At 37.2% G+C, this 14,699-nt stretch carries 13 protein-coding genes; 3 read left to right on the top strand and 10 right to left on the bottom strand.

Annotated features, from left to right (window positions below):
• Positions 1–87: 87 nt before the first annotated feature.
• The 5 genes from ABD676_RS05300 to gyrB all read right to left on the bottom strand — a co-directional run bounded on the left by ABD676_RS05300 (position 88) and on the right by gyrB (position 9,711).
• Complete coding sequence (locus ABD676_RS05300; protein ID WP_344673553.1) at positions 88–1,986, bottom strand: RecQ family ATP-dependent DNA helicase; 1,899 nt, start codon at positions 1,984–1,986, stop codon at positions 88–90.
• 181 nt (positions 1,987–2,167) lie between these two features.
• Positions 2,168–4,045: a ComEC/Rec2 family competence protein gene (locus ABD676_RS05295; RefSeq protein ID WP_344673552.1), complete on the bottom strand. Its 1,878-nt coding sequence runs from the start codon at positions 4,043–4,045 to the stop codon at positions 2,168–2,170.
• The gene (locus ABD676_RS05290; RefSeq protein WP_344673551.1) at positions 4,036–6,054 is read right to left on the bottom strand and encodes a ComEA family DNA-binding protein; all 2,019 of its coding nucleotides are present in this window, start codon (positions 6,052–6,054) and stop codon (positions 4,036–4,038) included. Before ABD676_RS05290 ends, ABD676_RS05295 begins: the two co-directional genes overlap by 10 nt.
• Positions 6,055–6,243: 189 nt before the next feature.
• Entirely contained in the window at positions 6,244–7,647 is a 1,404-nt protein-coding gene (locus ABD676_RS05285; RefSeq protein WP_344673550.1) for a thioredoxin domain-containing protein, read from the bottom strand.
• A gap of 105 nt (positions 7,648–7,752) precedes the next feature.
• Complete coding sequence (gene gyrB, locus ABD676_RS05280; RefSeq protein WP_344673549.1) at positions 7,753–9,711, bottom strand: DNA topoisomerase (ATP-hydrolyzing) subunit B; 1,959 nt, start codon at positions 9,709–9,711, stop codon at positions 7,753–7,755.
• A 211-nt stretch (positions 9,712–9,922) separates the two neighbouring features.
• Here gyrB and ABD676_RS05275 point away from each other — a divergent pair, with 211 nt between their 5' ends.
• Both ABD676_RS05275 and ABD676_RS05270 read left to right on the top strand, forming a co-directional pair.
• A complete protein-coding gene (locus tag ABD676_RS05275; RefSeq protein ID WP_344673548.1) occupies positions 9,923–10,531 on the top strand; it encodes an OmpH/Skp family outer membrane protein in 609 nt (202 codons plus the stop codon).
• 171 nt (positions 10,532–10,702) lie between these two features.
• On the top strand, positions 10,703–11,608 hold the full coding sequence (locus ABD676_RS05270; protein ID WP_344673547.1) for a magnesium transporter CorA family protein: 906 nt from the start codon (positions 10,703–10,705) through the stop codon (positions 11,606–11,608).
• Here the strand turns inward: ABD676_RS05270 and tsaB are convergent.
• The 5 genes from tsaB to mscL form a co-directional block, all read right to left on the bottom strand.
• The gene (gene tsaB / locus ABD676_RS05265) at positions 11,603–12,316 is read right to left on the bottom strand and encodes a tRNA (adenosine(37)-N6)-threonylcarbamoyltransferase complex dimerization subunit type 1 TsaB (protein ID WP_344673546.1); all 714 of its coding nucleotides are present in this window, start codon (positions 12,314–12,316) and stop codon (positions 11,603–11,605) included. The two genes, ABD676_RS05270 and tsaB, sit on opposite strands and share 6 nt — an antisense overlap.
• Positions 12,317–12,319: 3 nt before the next feature.
• On the bottom strand, positions 12,320–12,574 hold the full coding sequence (gene yidD, locus ABD676_RS05260; protein ID WP_344673545.1) for a membrane protein insertion efficiency factor YidD: 255 nt from the start codon (positions 12,572–12,574) through the stop codon (positions 12,320–12,322).
• Positions 12,537–12,944 (bottom strand): ribonuclease P protein component, encoded by a 408-nt coding sequence (locus ABD676_RS05255; protein WP_344673544.1) that lies wholly within the window; start codon positions 12,942–12,944, stop codon positions 12,537–12,539. The genes yidD and ABD676_RS05255 overlap by 38 nt, the downstream gene beginning before the upstream one ends.
• A 61-nt stretch (positions 12,945–13,005) precedes the next feature.
• Positions 13,006–13,164 (bottom strand): 50S ribosomal protein L34, encoded by a 159-nt coding sequence (gene rpmH, locus ABD676_RS05250; RefSeq protein ID WP_075991291.1) that lies wholly within the window; start codon positions 13,162–13,164, stop codon positions 13,006–13,008.
• A gap of 172 nt (positions 13,165–13,336) precedes the next feature.
• Complete coding sequence (gene mscL / locus ABD676_RS05245; RefSeq protein WP_344673543.1) at positions 13,337–13,744, bottom strand: large-conductance mechanosensitive channel protein MscL; 408 nt, start codon at positions 13,742–13,744, stop codon at positions 13,337–13,339.
• A gap of 296 nt (positions 13,745–14,040) precedes the next feature.
• Here mscL and ABD676_RS05240 point away from each other — a divergent pair, with 296 nt between their 5' ends.
• Positions 14,041–14,685 carry a response regulator transcription factor gene (locus ABD676_RS05240; protein ID WP_344673542.1) on the top strand — a complete coding sequence of 215 codons (645 nt, stop codon included), beginning with the start codon at positions 14,041–14,043 and terminating at the stop codon, positions 14,683–14,685.
• Positions 14,686–14,699 lie beyond the last annotated feature (14 nt).

Raw genomic sequence — 14,699 nt, 5'->3', positions numbered from 1 at the left:
AATCAATGGAACTTTTCCGCAACAACTAACTGATTTTAGGGGAAATACAGTGTTATTTAGAGCAATTAACAGCTTGGACCTATTTATTTAAAAAACAATCCATGAATAGATACCATTTTCTAATCGAATTTGTCCATTATCCATTAAGTTACGAAGGGTTTTAATTCGGATCTCTTCCTTTCCTATGGTTAAACGGTCCATGAGCTCATGAATGTCTAATGGTTGAGCAATGAGTATTTGCTGTATTTCCTTTTCAACCTTTGCAGATACATCACCCTTGTAGGCTGCTGTTACACAAAGATCGCATTGACCACAGGGTTCTACTTCTTGTTCTCCAAAATATCGCTGTAAGGAAATGCTCCTACATACTTTCTCATCTAAGTATTGATAAATGGCTTTTAATTGTTCTTCACGGAATGCACGTCTAGAAGCTATAAATTGACTGTCAATATATAGGTTCTTATAATCGACACGAGCTTGTAAGAACTGCAATTGTGCAGAATCAGTTTTTGGAATATAAGTGGCAATTTCTTGTTGCTGCATTAGCTTCAGCATTTTACCAATATCCTCATATGATTTACCAATCTTCTTGGCTAATTCAAATTCATTTAAAGGAACAAAAAAATCAAATGTACCTCCATAGGAACGTTGAATTGCTTTAATTAAAGGATCAAAAAGAGCACTCTGCACCTGAAACTTGTAAAGTTCTTGATAGTCGACCTCAAACTTAAAACGAGAAGGAATATATGCTGCTTCGCTCACTGTTAACCATTTATCCTTCTCTAAAAACTTAAGGGCACTGATAGTTTTTAACACCTCCAGTTTATAACGTTTGCAAAAATCCACTAAATCAAAATCAAAGACCTGATCCTTCCCTGCTCCATAAGCTATCTGATAATAATTGCAGACATGATGATAAACCTGTTGAATAAAAGGTATTCCAGGGAAATCATTTTCCAAATTCTCCCAAAGTCTTTCTCTATCCGATTGGTCATATAACAAAACCGGAAATGCTTTCTTCTCATCTCGTCCTGCACGACCTGCTTCTTGGTAATAAGCTTCCAGGGAATCAGGAATATCCAAATGAATAACAAATCGAACATCAGGTTTATCAATCCCCATTCCAAAAGCATTCGTAGCAACAATCACTCGAGTTTTGTTATGCGTCCAAGCATCCTGCTTTTTCATCCGCTCCTGCATATTTAAACCAGCGTGGTAGAAATCTGCAGGTACGCCATGATTCAACAAATAACGAGCAACCTCTTGTGTTTCCTTCCTATTACGGACATAAATGATTCCGGTGCCACCCATTTTTTTAATAACTCGTAGCATACGGTTCATCTTGTTTTCCTCTTCAAAGACCATATAGGCCAAATTCTCCCTACGAAAACTTTTAGAAAACACATTTTGTTCACTAAAACCTAATTTCTCCTGAATATCCTGAACGACTCGTGGTGTAGCAGTAGCTGTCAATGCCAAGAAAGGAACTTTTGGTTGTAGTTCTCTTAATTTTGTTAGTTCTAAGTATGGTGGTCTGAAATCATAACCCCATTGTGAAATACAATGCGCTTCATCAATAGCAAATAGGTTAACCTTCATATGCCGTATCCGCTCTTGCACCAATTCAGAATACAACCTCTCCGGAGATAAATACAGAAACTTTATATTACCGAAAATACAATTATCCAAGGTAATATCGATTTCCCGATAAGTCATCCCTGAATAAATAGCGACCGCCTGAATGCCTCTTTTACGAAGATTCTCCACTTGATCCTTCATCAAAGCAATCAAGGGTGAAATAACAATGCAGACGCCCTCCATTTGCATGCTGGGAACCTGAAAGCAAAGGGACTTACCTCCTCCTGTAGGCATCAAACCCAAGGTATCTTTACCCAATAAAATCTCATGGATAATCTCTTCCTGTAGAGGTCGAAATCTATCGTATCCCCAATATTGTTTTAATATGGCTAAACTTGTTTTCTCCATGAATTTTTCTCTCCCAAACATACGCAAAATTATCCTTCATTATATAGTAGGGTTGATTCAGAGAATCCAGCCGTCTGCTACAATTAGCTATATATTCCCAAGAATTTGAACCATCTAAAATAACCAGTTCAACTTGCGCATGTTCATTAAATTCTCCATTCTCGCGGAGTATCAGAACTTTTCAAGGAATTTGAAAACCATGAGATTCTACCTCGCCTACCTGAACTTGAACCTTTGGATCTATTCCAATATAAATAGGGGAATGTTGAATATCTTTTAAGGATACAAACCGCTGGTTGGCTTTATCAGCATAATGGTCTAGGTCACCTGAAATGGAATACTGTAAACTTTTATCATCAAGAGAATCTTTATCTGCAAATACCAGTATCTCACCTTTTTGTATATAGCTAAAAGCGATATTTTTTTGCACATTATAAATGTGTAATCCGATATATCGCATATCATGAACCCGTTGAAACAAGGCATAAACAATAATGAATAGTAAGCCTATTAAACCGATGATGATATAGCTTTTCATTCGATGATATGCAGCGGAAAGAATGAGAAGTAAGGTAAGATAAGAACCTGCCACTAGCACAAGGTTCATAAAGGTGTTTTTTATAATTGCAAATGGCCAAGTTTCAATCCAAGAAAGAACCGCGACACTATATTTCAACGTATATTCCATAAATACACCCAACCCATTATTTACATCCTCAATGGGACTAATCATCAAAACTCCACCTGCCCAAACTAGCAATGTTGATGGGATAGCGATAAAGAGATTGGCAATTAGAAAATAAACCGGAAACTGATGGAAATAATATAAGGTAAGAGGTGTCGTCAAAATCTGAGCAGATATACACACCAATATGGCTTTCTGCACAGGCATGAAAAAGGAATTTGTTTTTGGTAGCCATTCTGATAATAAAGGATAAAATAGTGTAATACCTAATACGGCAGTGAAGGAGAGTTGAAACCCAATATCGAACAGCATATGAGGATCAAAGAGCAAGATAAAAAAAGCTGTTGCTGCAAGAATATTCGTGGAAAAGATAAACTTGTTTTGTAATCTTCCAAATGAAATCAGTGTAATCATAATGGCTGCTCGTAATACAGGTGCGGCAAATCCAGCAATACTCGAATAAATCCAAACCAATAAAAGTATCACGATTAACTGCATAACATGCCCCTTTGGCAAACGGTGCATAAATCCTAAACAAAACATCAGGAATCCGAAAACCACACCAATATGCATTCCTGAAATACTTAAAACATGAATTGTTCCTGTCCCACTAAATATCTTGGTTAGCTCACTTGGAAAGTTCGTTCGATAACCAAGCACAATAGCGGATGCCATATTTAAGGCATTTTTGTCTTTGATGTAATTGCTAAATTTATGGACGAATTGCTGCTGCCATCCCTTGGTTATTCGGAGAAAATTCCAAACACTACCATTGGCATATAAGTTCATTTTCGAAACCTGACCTTCCAAGGAGTAATAGACGGCCTTATTTCTCATATATTTGCTGTAATCAAATTGGTGAGGGTTATAAGCTGGAGGCATGGCTTTCAATTTACCAGTGACCTGTACCTTATCACTGATATGTAAGTCTAGATTTTCAGCACTATCTTTCCAAAAGACGCCAAGTACCCTTAAATTAATATCATGCTCAATTTTACCATCTGATGCGCTTTTTACTTGCATTAAACAGCGTATTTGTTTCTTCGTATGCATAGGAATAGAAATCACCTCCGCAACAAAATTTCCATCTTTGATTTCTAATTCATGCTGCTTGGGCATCTGCAAACTCATGACGAGCATGGAAGAAATAAATAGAATTATTATTAAGATTTTACCCCTTAAAAACAGACCACTACCTCTATTTCTAATTCCTGCCAGAACTATTAATATCCCTACTAGACCTAATAAAACAAATTGCAGTGAAATGTTCCATTGAACAAAGCTACCGACTATAATTCCTGCTATGAGATTAATCAATAACACGATAAAAATCCGCATTTTTAGTACGGATTGTCCATCTTCTCTTATTTCCATTGATAACGAATTTGAAATTTTATATCTGATTTTTTATTTCCAATAATCTTGTCTAATCCTGAGCCAATTGACTCTTCCTTTGGATACCAGGTTAAAGCATAACGAAGCCAACAATCTAGGTTTTTGCTAATTCGCCATTTCTGATTTAGGTAAGTCCGAAAACCTTGCCTATAATATGAGGGAAAAGAAAATGCATAAAGTAGATCTCGCTCATAGGTAAAAATGCGCGCATCATAACCGTTTACATCAAACCAGGAAATACGAAAGTTGCTTTGCCATGAATTCTTCAAACCACGCCAGGAGATATCCTGATAAGCCAAGAACCCTTGTTGATTCTTCTCTGCGTCTTTCCCATGGAATTTCGCTTCCAATTGATTCGCAATACCAAATCGTTCCGTTAATTGATATTGAAATTGAATTCTAAATTGCTGCCTTAAGGCATTTGCCAAACCTGAGAGATTTTTATTAGAGGCAGAAAAATTCTGCTGATACCATTTGTATTGATATCGAAATCGAACATGTCCCCTCTTATACCAAGAATACATCAATTGGGATTGAAGGAGGTATCCAGCACTTGGTAAATCAACCCGATATAATGGTTGTCCGAACTTCACATAGTCAAAACTGCTTACCCAACTGATCTTTCTATTTGGATGAAAACCAAAATTTCCAAAAAATCCTGTTTCATTGCCCAAAGTCCCATGTGCTTGAAATGACTGTGCATAAGTTTGTTTATAGTTCCCGCCATAGTTTCTATACCTTAGATTTAAGGAATAAGCTCGTCCTAATGCAGCACTCATGCCATGGTAGTTCGCCCAACCAGAACCTATACTATGTGCCGTTTCACCATAAAACAACAGGTTTTTCCAGTTGTATTGGTAATTCATCTGTACTTGGCTTAGCTGTCTTCCTCGAAATCTATTTTGGTTATATTTTCTAATCGGAGGGGAATAGGGCTTATCAAGCTCCATATGTAATAACCCCACACCGATCTTAAAGGCAGAAAGATTATACATGATAGCTGAACCGGCATGAGAAATAGCATAAGAAGCCCGATTTTTTAATTCTGTAGTTGTTCGATGTAAACCACTGCTTTGCATGCTTCGGATAAATTGACTTCCATCTTCAGCTTCCTCAATTCTGCCGGTTTGCCGCAAATAAGAAAGAAAAGAAACTAAGGTAAGTGCACCAATTTTCCAGGAACCCGCTGCACCTCGCAAGTACTTACTCTCCATCATTCCTGTATGTGGCCTAATACCTATTGGCTGTTGTAAAACTGGTGCAAGACTATTCCGATTTGCAAATTGAGATCCTGTCCATATCATCAACCCTTGCCCCAATTGCACATGATAATCACCTACAACCAGGTGTTTCCCCCTCTGCAAATCACGATAGTAAACTGATCCTGAATAATGATCAAAACTTAGTTTACCAGAGTCCATGGAAAAAGGCTCTCCCGCGTCCTTTTCCAAGTTTAAAGAGAGCAATAATTTGTCTTTCTGATTCCACCTGAATCGAACGGCAGTTTTATCAGCCGATCCTAAATAACGTAAGCGAGCATCTCCTTGACGGATATAACCTTCTTGATTTTCAAGGACACGTCCATAGGTTCCCATAACCCAACCCTTACCTCTCGATTTCGTTAATTCCCAGATATCCTTTGACACATCCTGTGCTGAAGAAATTTTCACATACGGTAAGATGAGATTTATGGTATGGAGATCAAATCCAGGTATAGATTGAAGTTCATGGATAGCGAGAAATGGACCTGCTTTTTGGCGATAAGTAAAAAAAGCCATGACCTGTTCCGCAGCTAGAAAAAACAATTGGCTTAGTTCTTCCTCATTTACTCGATTTAAATCTAATGGATTGTCCTTTAAAGATGCTAATTCGTCTATTCGTTCTGCAAAATCTTCATTTGCCTCCGATAGCTCTAATTCATTTAGTATTTCTGATTCTACCTTCTCTTGTTCTTGGGCATTAATGCTGATATTGATAACTAGCAACATAAAACATATTAACACAAGTTTATAGACCATACTTTATAAATTTTCAAAACATCCAATTGGATTTTTCAAAAATAAGCATGGTATATTAATTAGAAATTAATTTAATCAAAAATACACTTTAAGTTTTAAAAGTTAATTTAAATTTAACAACAACTGTCTCTAAATAAGATTAATATACAAGAAAAGATATTACATGGCTAATAATTCCTGTTCCCAATCATGGATTAGCTCCTGATCAGCCTCAAAATCACGGGCTTTTAAAGCTTCAATAGCTCTTTTCTTAGTTAAAATTGCTAACTGTCTATCACCTTTTAAATATTGAATTTTGGCCAGTAGAGAAAGACTCTTAGGAATAATATTATGATAGTAATCTTGATCTAATTCCATTAGTTTCATGGAATGTTCCATCCAATTAATCAATTGGGACATTTCGTTGGATCTAGGGTTTAGTTCCATCCAGCGTTGGCAAACTGACAGAATACCTCGATTTACTGCTATTGTTTGTGTATGTCTATAGGTCAATAAATGTTTTTTCTGTTCAGGGTTTAGAGGTTCCTTCGAACGACCTTCCATTCTTTTTTTAACAGATTCGTAGATTAAACCATCCAACTTCAATAAGGAGTCTTGACTCAATTTAAGTAATTTATCCTCTAAAAAGATTCTGGCAATTTTCTTATACTGTTCGGGGTTCTTAGTGGCATAAAAGTACCTTAATCGAATAGCATCATCTTGCTCCTCATCAAAAACAGTTAAATCAAGGTATTTATTGTAGCTAATAACTTTTTCAAGTAATGCTTCATCTCGATTCTCAATTGCTCGGTTTAGGGAATTCAATTGGGCCATCTGTACGTATGTTTCTAAATCTTCACTCTTTTCCAAGGAGTCATAGGCAAAAGAATGTGAAATCAAAACATCCAATGCTTTACCTAATTTTAGGCTTCTTGCATTAAATGAAGCATTATCCGCTATTAATTGAAGATTAGGTAATTTTGCCGCTTCCTGAGTTCCGATTAGAGAAACGTATTCATCCATCAAATCCGCATTATCTAAGCCCAATAGGGTCCTTTTCTTAAGATATTGATAAAATAAGGTTGAATTTTTTCTATTAGATTCAAATTTCTGTGTCAGATTTTTCAAGTTATCCTTGGATGTCAAACTCTCTTGTGCTCTTGTGAGATGCTTGCCTAACTTATCTTGCTCCATAAATCCGGTAGCCTTATGGATTAAAGTGCCTTCATGGTCTAAAAACAAATAAGTGGGATAGCTAGTTACATAATATTTCTTTGCAATGGAAATTCCTGCTCCCTTCTCGGCATTAATCTTCACATTGATAAATTCAGCATTCATCCTCTTTCCTAATTTCTCTTGAGAAAACACTTCAGCATCCATACGCTTGCAGGGACCACACCAATCTGTATACATATCAATGAAAATCAATTTCCCTGAATTCTTTGATACAGTGAGATGGGACTCTAAGTCAGAATTTTCATCAAAATGAACCGGTTGCCCATAGGCATTTACTTTAAAAAGAAATAAGAAGGAAACAAGTAAATAGCTACATATCCTTATTCGCTCAGACAAATTAACATTCATAATTATAAGCCTATTTGAAATTCAAAATACGAATAATAACCTATATATCAACAACAAAGGATGACCATTTGATCATCCTTTGTTCTTTATTTTCACTGATTAAGCTTAAATATCAATTTTAGCATAACGAGCATTTCTTTCAATAAACTCACGACGAGGAGCTACCTCATCACCCATTAACATAGAGAAAATACGATCGCATTCTGCCGCATTCTCAATGGTAACTTGGCGTAAAGTACGTCTTTCAGGATCCATGGTAGTTTCCCATAGCTGCTCCGCGTTCATCTCTCCAAGACCTTTATAACGTTGAACATGTACACTATCCTCTTTTCCTGCCCCTTTAAGACGTTGAATGGCTGCTAAACGTTGATCCTCTGTCCATGCATATTCAAAATCCTTACCTTTTTTCACCATATATAATGGAGGAGTAGCAATGTACACATACCCGCGCTCTACTAATTCCTTCATGTAACGGAAATAGAACGTCAATAGTAAGGTAGCAATGTGGGATCCATCCACATCGGCATCCGTCATGATGATAATCTTATGATAACGAAGTTTGTCTGTATTTAATGCTTTAGAATCCTCTGCAGTACCAATACTAACGCCTAATGCTGTAAACATATTTTTGATCTCTTCGTTCTCATAGATCTTATGTTCCATAGCTTTCTCCACGTTCAAGATTTTACCACGTAACGGCATGATTGCTTGCGTACGACGGTCACGTCCTTGTTTTGCAGTACCACCCGCTGAATCTCCCTCGACGAAGAAAATCTCACATTTAGCTGGATCATTGTCAGAACAGTCAGCAAGTTTACCTGGAAGTCCAGATCCACCCATAACTGTTTTACGTTGCACCAACTCACGAGCTTTACGAGCTGCAGCCCGTGCTTGAGCAGCAACAATTACTTTCTGTACAATCAGTTTTGCTTCGCGTGGGTTTTCCTCCAAATATGCACTCAAAATCTCCCCTACAGCCACATCAACAGCTCCCATTACTTCGGAGTTACCCAATTTAGTTTTGGTCTGCCCTTCAAATTGTGGCTCAGCAACCTTTACAGAAATAACAGCAGTTAATCCTTCACGGAAGTCATCACCAACAATCTCCACCTTCTGATTTTTCAACAAACCTGAATCATCAGCATATTTCTTCAATGTACGGGTCAATCCTCTACGGAATCCAGCCACATGCGAACCACCTTCAATAGTATTGATGTTGTTCACATAGGAGTGAACATTCTCCGAATAGGTGTCGTTATATTGTAAAGCTAATTCCACCGGAATACCCTGCTTAATTCCTTCTACATAAATAGGATCAGGAATTAATGATGTACGGTTACCGTCTAGAAATTTCACGAATTCTTGTAATCCACCTTCTGAAAAGAAAATATCACTACGGAAACTACCATCATCTTGAATATCGCGCTCATCGATTAACGTTAGACGGATACCTTTATTTAAGAATGATAGCTCACGCAGGCGGTTAGCCAAGGTGTCATAGTTATAAACGATTGTAGTCGTAAAAATCTCCGGATCTGGATGAAAAGTTACAATTGTACCCGTATCATTACTTGTTCCAATTTCTTTAACTTCAAACTGGGGTTTTCCTTGCATATATTCTTGCAAGAAGATCTTACCCTCACGGTGCACTTCTGCACGTAAAAGGGTTGATAAAGCATTCACACAGGATACCCCTACACCGTGTAAACCTCCGGAAACCTTATAAGTATCCTTATCAAATTTACCTCCAGCGTGCAATACAGTCATTACTAACTCCAAGGCAGATTTATTCTCCTTTTTGTTGATCCCTGTTGGAATACCACGTCCATTATCTTTTACGGAAACAGAGTTGTCCTTATGAATGGTTACAACGATATCATCGCAATAACCGGCAACAGCTTCGTCGATGGAGTTATCGACTACTTCATAAACCAGGTGATGTAAGCCTTTCGGACCGGTGTCACCAATATACATGGAAGGACGCTTACGTACTGCTTCCAATCCTTCTAAAACTTGAATATTGTCCGCTGAATACGTTGACGGTTTTTTGTTTTCTTCGCTCATGAAAATGTATTAAAATTTACTGTTGATTAACTTTCAAAAATACGAAAAATAACCTTATAAATCAAACATTAAGAACCTAAAAATACCATGAAATGGATAGAAAAAAAACCATCAAATAAGTGGCTTTTTTTGCCTTTTAAAGCAAGATGTACTTATTTTTCATTTTTTTATCTTAGGTTTGTTCTTCAGAAAATCGAAATACAAGAAAAGAATGAATAAATTAGTAAAATTGACTTTAGGTGTAGTTGCTACGGCGGCTATCGTTTCATGTAATCAGCAAGCGAGCAAGGAAACGCCTGCAAGCAGCACCCCTGCTACAAGTACCCAAGAGGTAGCTAAAGAAGAAAAAATCGTTTATGTAAATTCAGATTCTCTTTCTGAAAAATACCAATACTATAAAGATGTCCGCACAAAGCTAGAGGCAAAAGTAAAAAAAGCACAAAATGACCTTCAAGCTAAAGGACAAGCTTACCAACGTGAATTAGCAGAATACCAACAAAAAGGTGGTACCATGAGCGCTACGGAACGCCAAGCTACTGAAGAGCGTCTTGTTCGTCTTCAAGGTGACCTAGGTCGTATGGATCAAAATGCATCTGCTAACATCGCTCAAGAAGAACAAACAGAATTCTCAAAAGTATATTCAGCAGTTACGGAATACTTGAAAAAACACTCCGAAGAAAAAGGATACAAATTAGTTTTAACCTATTCTAAAACTAACCCAACCGTTCTTTACGCTGAACCATCCATGGACATCACCAAACAGGTAATCGATGCCCTAAACAAAGAATATAGCGATAAAAACGCTTCTGCAAAGAAATAAGACAGACGGAAATTTTATCATTAGAGGTGCTTTTCAATGAAAAGCACCTTTTTTATTATGCATCTATTCCATTAATTCTCCAAATCCCTACTCCCATCAGTCAGAATATTGGTCTTTATGAACTTTGATTTCTAAGGAAATCTCCCTAATTTCCATCATTAATTCGAAAATATGGTTAGGCAAATACTGAGTAAGGAAGAAAACGGCTTTGACTGGTACGACATTGCAAATCCTTCCATTGAGGATTTCAAACATTTAAAAGAAAAGTTCGACCTCAATGATGCTTCAATTAAGGATTGCCTGGAAATTGGTCATTTACCAAAGATTGAAGAATTTGAGAGCTACCACTTCCTTATTCTAAGAACCATAACCAGCCATTTCCCAGAAAGTTCTGATACCCTGACCGACATTACAAATCGCATCTCCCTATTCTACGATCAGGATTTCCTTATTACGGTACACCGTAATGAAATCGACTTTTTAAACAACCTCATGGAGTTAGATAAGGGTAATAAGAAACTAAAATCCAGTAAAAGCTTAGTCAACACTTTAGTTTCATCCTCACTCAAATCCTTTGAGGATCTCATTATGAATGAGCTTTCGGAAAAATTAGATAGTTATGAGGAGATTGTTTTCTTGCACAACCGAAGAAAACCATTTATGCGGAAAGTTTACTACTTGAAGAGACAGGTAGATTTAATCCGGATTATCCTAACACTTTATAAAGACATTGTGGACTACTTCCATATGCCTGAATACCAAAATATCTATACCCAGGATCTGCGGGATATTTATTCGCGGACGAATACCTTATACCGCAATATATCGGAAAACACCGCTCAGCTCTTATCTATATATTTCAATATCGAATCAAACCATACCAATGAGATTATGCGTACGCTGACCATAATCTCCGTGTTCTTTATGCCACTGACATTTATAGTAGGAATTTACGGCATGAACTTCAAAAACATGCCCGAATTAGAATGGTACTATGGGTATCCCATGGTGATGTTCGGAATGCTATTATTGGCCGTTATTATCTACCTATGGTTCAAACGCAAGCGATGGTTATGATAATAAATTCTTCTTCGATTTGGTTGCCACAAAATCCTTTAAATAGAAAGGCTCAAAGTAGGCCACATCTTCAAATTCTTGCTTTTGAAACTTATCATAAGCAAGCTTATCTTGATAAATAGCAGATGTTTCAAATTTTGGAACAATATGGATATTTGGTTTATCCTCGAATAGCAACTCGAACTTATCTGCTCCAGAACCAAAAAGATACACTTCATAGTTTTTTTCCAAATAGGAATCAAAACTTTGCTCATCAACAATAAGGGCCTGAGTATTCTCTTGTTGGTTTTTCTCCAAATCAAAGAAAGCCGTATAAACCTCTTGTCTTCGAGCATCGATCATTGGGCACAACAAAACGAGGCTCGTATCAAGTGTAGATTTTGCCTGAAAACCCGCTGTCATCGCTTCTAAGCTATTGATTCCAATCAAAGGGATATCCAAGGCGTAACATAATCCTTTTGCGGCTGACACGCCTATTCGTAAGCCTGTATAAGACCCGGGCCCCATACTAACTGACACCGCTGATAAATCGGAAAATGTAATCCCAGCTTGCTCAATGGCCTTTTGAATTAAAACAGTTAATCCGCTAGCGTGCATGTTGGGCTCAGGACTTTCTATACATACGAAAGGAGCACCATCTTTAGAAATGGATACAGAACAAACCGGTGTTGCGGTTTCTATGGAAAGGATAAAGCTAGGTGTTGTCATGTTCTAAGGTACAGGGTCGTGGCCATGTCCACCCCATGGATTACAACGTGCAATCCGTTTGATGGTTAACCAGCCCCCTTTAAATGGGCCATATTTTAAAATCGCCTCTTTTCCATATTGCGAACAAGTCGGTGAATATCGGCAAGAAGCACCCAAGAATGGTGAAATAAATAACTGGTAAAAACGAATAACCACTAGAAAAAGCCACTTCAATGGAAGCTTAATCCCCTTTTCCCAGATTAGTTTTAACAAGTTCATTCTTCAGTTTTTCTATAAGTTGCTGCATTTTCATCTGCATATCGGCAAAAGCAATATCCTCCTGGCTGATATACTGAATAGCAAGAAACAAATGTAGGGAATGTTCCGTCAAAAGTGCGTATAAGCTTTCTTTTTCTAGACGATAGACTTCACGCATGCGTCTTTTATAACGATTGCGATCAACGGCCTTTTTAAATTTTCGCTTGGATACAGAATGAATGACCTGTACCGGGAAGGGCAATTCTTGTGGAGACTGGGCAAATACTACCCGGAAAGGATACACAACAAAAGAAGAACCATTATGGAAAAGATGGTCTATCCACCTCTTACTACATAATCGTTCTTCTTTTGTGAATGTATATTGTTTCATTGCGATGACTGTTCAGCCGGCTGAATTAGCACGGTCTCACCCTCACCGGCAATTTCTTCGATTAACCTTTGTGACGGTATTCGTCAGAAACTGTTAGACGTTTTCTTCCTTTAGCTCTACGAGAAGCTAATACTCTTCTACCATTAGCTGAGCTCATACGCTCTCTGAATCCGTGTTTATTTCTTCTTTTTCTTTGCGAAGGTTGAAATGTTCTCTTCATGACGCTTTTATGCTTGTTTTTATACTTTTAATCAATTTATCCCTCAAAAGAGGAATGCAAAAATAAAGTTTATTTCACAATTACGCAACACCTTTAGACCAAATAAATAAAAAAAAGCAAATTATTTTGGGAATCCCCGCCATAACCTGCTTTTTTAAATTTGTGGGATGACTTATTTGTTTTTTAAGATATCGCGGATTTCTGCAAGTAAGGCCTCTTCTTTCGTAGGCGCTGGAGCTGCTTCTGGTTCTGCTGGTTCCTCACGTTTCAGGGAATTAATACCCTTGATCACCAAAAAGATACAGAATGCAATAATGATAAATTGGATCAATACGTTGATGAAGTTACCATAAGTTATAGCAACCTCTGCTACGCCGGCAGCTTCGTCCGCTGCCTTGATCACATATTTCATGCTGGAGAAGTCAACTCCTCCTGTAATAAAACCAATCGGAGGCATGATAATATCGTCTACTAAAGAAGTAACAATCTTACCAAATGCACCACCGATTACTACACCGACTGCAAGGTCAATTACGCTACCTCGCATCGCAAATTCTTTAAATTCTTTTAAAAATCCCATTGATTTAATAGTCTTAAAATGTGAAAAATGTTAATTGTAACTGAAAAATAACATAAATAATCCACAAAAAAAACGCTTTAGCTTGATATACTAAAATATTATCGAAAATAATTAGCTATATTGGGTAGGCTGAAACCTACATTTTGAAAAAAATGTTTATTGAGAAGTGAATTGTCACATTTTCCTTATATTTGAAGAAATTATTTAGCTACTAAATTGAATATTTAAACCCTGTCTTTTGGTGAATAAACCGTGCCAAAAAGCAGAAAAAAATGCCGGTTAGAGATAAAAATACGATGAAAAAAATTTTAATAGCCGACGATCATATCATTGTCAGACTTGGGGTCTCTACTGCCATTAAAGAAACCATCAAGGCTGTAGAAATTACGCATGCTCAAACCTATGATGAAGTTTTCGAAGAATTGAAAAGAAACAGGTATGATCTATTGCTCCTAGATATCAATATGCCCGGCGGAAATAACATTAAAGTTATAAGAGAACTCTTAGACATCCAAGATGACCTTAAAATACTCGTCTTCTCCTCTTATGATGAAAGTTTGTATGCCCTTCGTTATATTGAAGCTGGCGCCGCTGGATATGTCAACAAAACGACAAGCATGACTGAGTTCACCAATGCCATAAACAGCATATTTGAACGCGGTAGATACATGTCTGATGCCATCAAGGATTTATACGTCCAGAAATTGACAACCAGTAAATCAAAGGTGGATAGCTTAAATCCTTTATTTAAACTTTCCAATCGAGAGATGGATGTTGCAAGGCATTTGATCGAAGGATTAGGAATCATCGAAGTGTCCAGTAGGTTGAACTTAAGCTCATCTACGGTCAGCACCTATAAAAGCAGGATATTTGAAAAATTGGGTGTTACCAATATCCCCGATTTGATTTCCTTATTCAAAATGAATACAGAAAAGGAATAACATTTAGTTATTCC

Origin of the sequence: Sphingobacterium kyonggiense (assembly GCF_039536825.1) — a bacterium.
Lineage (GTDB): Bacteria > Bacteroidota > Bacteroidia > Sphingobacteriales > Sphingobacteriaceae > Sphingobacterium > Sphingobacterium kyonggiense.
Note: the sequence above shows the minus strand (reverse complement) of the source record. Positions and strands in the feature narration are given on the sequence as shown.

Excerpts from the sequence above, each read along its gene's own strand:
- yidD (WP_344673545.1), bottom strand. The coding sequence starts at position 12,574 with ATGAACTTGTTAAAACTAATCTGGGAAAAGGGGATTAAGCTTCCATTG.
- ABD676_RS05300 (WP_344673553.1), bottom strand. The coding sequence starts at position 1,986 with ATGGAGAAAACAAGTTTAGCCATATTAAAACAATATTGGGGATACGAT.
- ABD676_RS05285 (WP_344673550.1), bottom strand. The coding sequence starts at position 7,647 with ATGAATGTTAATTTGTCTGAGCGAATAAGGATATGTAGCTATTTACTT.
- ABD676_RS05290 (WP_344673551.1), bottom strand. The coding sequence starts at position 6,054 with ATGTTGCTAGTTATCAATATCAGCATTAATGCCCAAGAACAAGAGAAG.
- ABD676_RS05255 (WP_344673544.1), bottom strand. The coding sequence starts at position 12,944 with ATGAAACAATATACATTCACAAAAGAAGAACGATTATGTAGTAAGAGG.
- tsaB (WP_344673546.1), bottom strand. The coding sequence starts at position 12,316 with ATGACAACACCTAGCTTTATCCTTTCCATAGAAACCGCAACACCGGTT.
- rpmH (WP_075991291.1), bottom strand. The coding sequence starts at position 13,164 with ATGAAGAGAACATTTCAACCTTCGCAAAGAAAAAGAAGAAATAAACAC.
- ABD676_RS05270 (WP_344673547.1), top strand. The coding sequence starts at position 10,703 with ATGGTTAGGCAAATACTGAGTAAGGAAGAAAACGGCTTTGACTGGTAC.
- ABD676_RS05295 (WP_344673552.1), bottom strand. The coding sequence starts at position 4,045 with ATGGAAATAAGAGAAGATGGACAATCCGTACTAAAAATGCGGATTTTT.
- mscL (WP_344673543.1), bottom strand. The coding sequence starts at position 13,744 with ATGGGATTTTTAAAAGAATTTAAAGAATTTGCGATGCGAGGTAGCGTA.
- gyrB (WP_344673549.1), bottom strand. The coding sequence starts at position 9,711 with ATGAGCGAAGAAAACAAAAAACCGTCAACGTATTCAGCGGACAATATT.
- ABD676_RS05240 (WP_344673542.1), top strand. The coding sequence starts at position 14,041 with ATGAAAAAAATTTTAATAGCCGACGATCATATCATTGTCAGACTTGGG.
- ABD676_RS05275 (WP_344673548.1), top strand. The coding sequence starts at position 9,923 with ATGAATAAATTAGTAAAATTGACTTTAGGTGTAGTTGCTACGGCGGCT.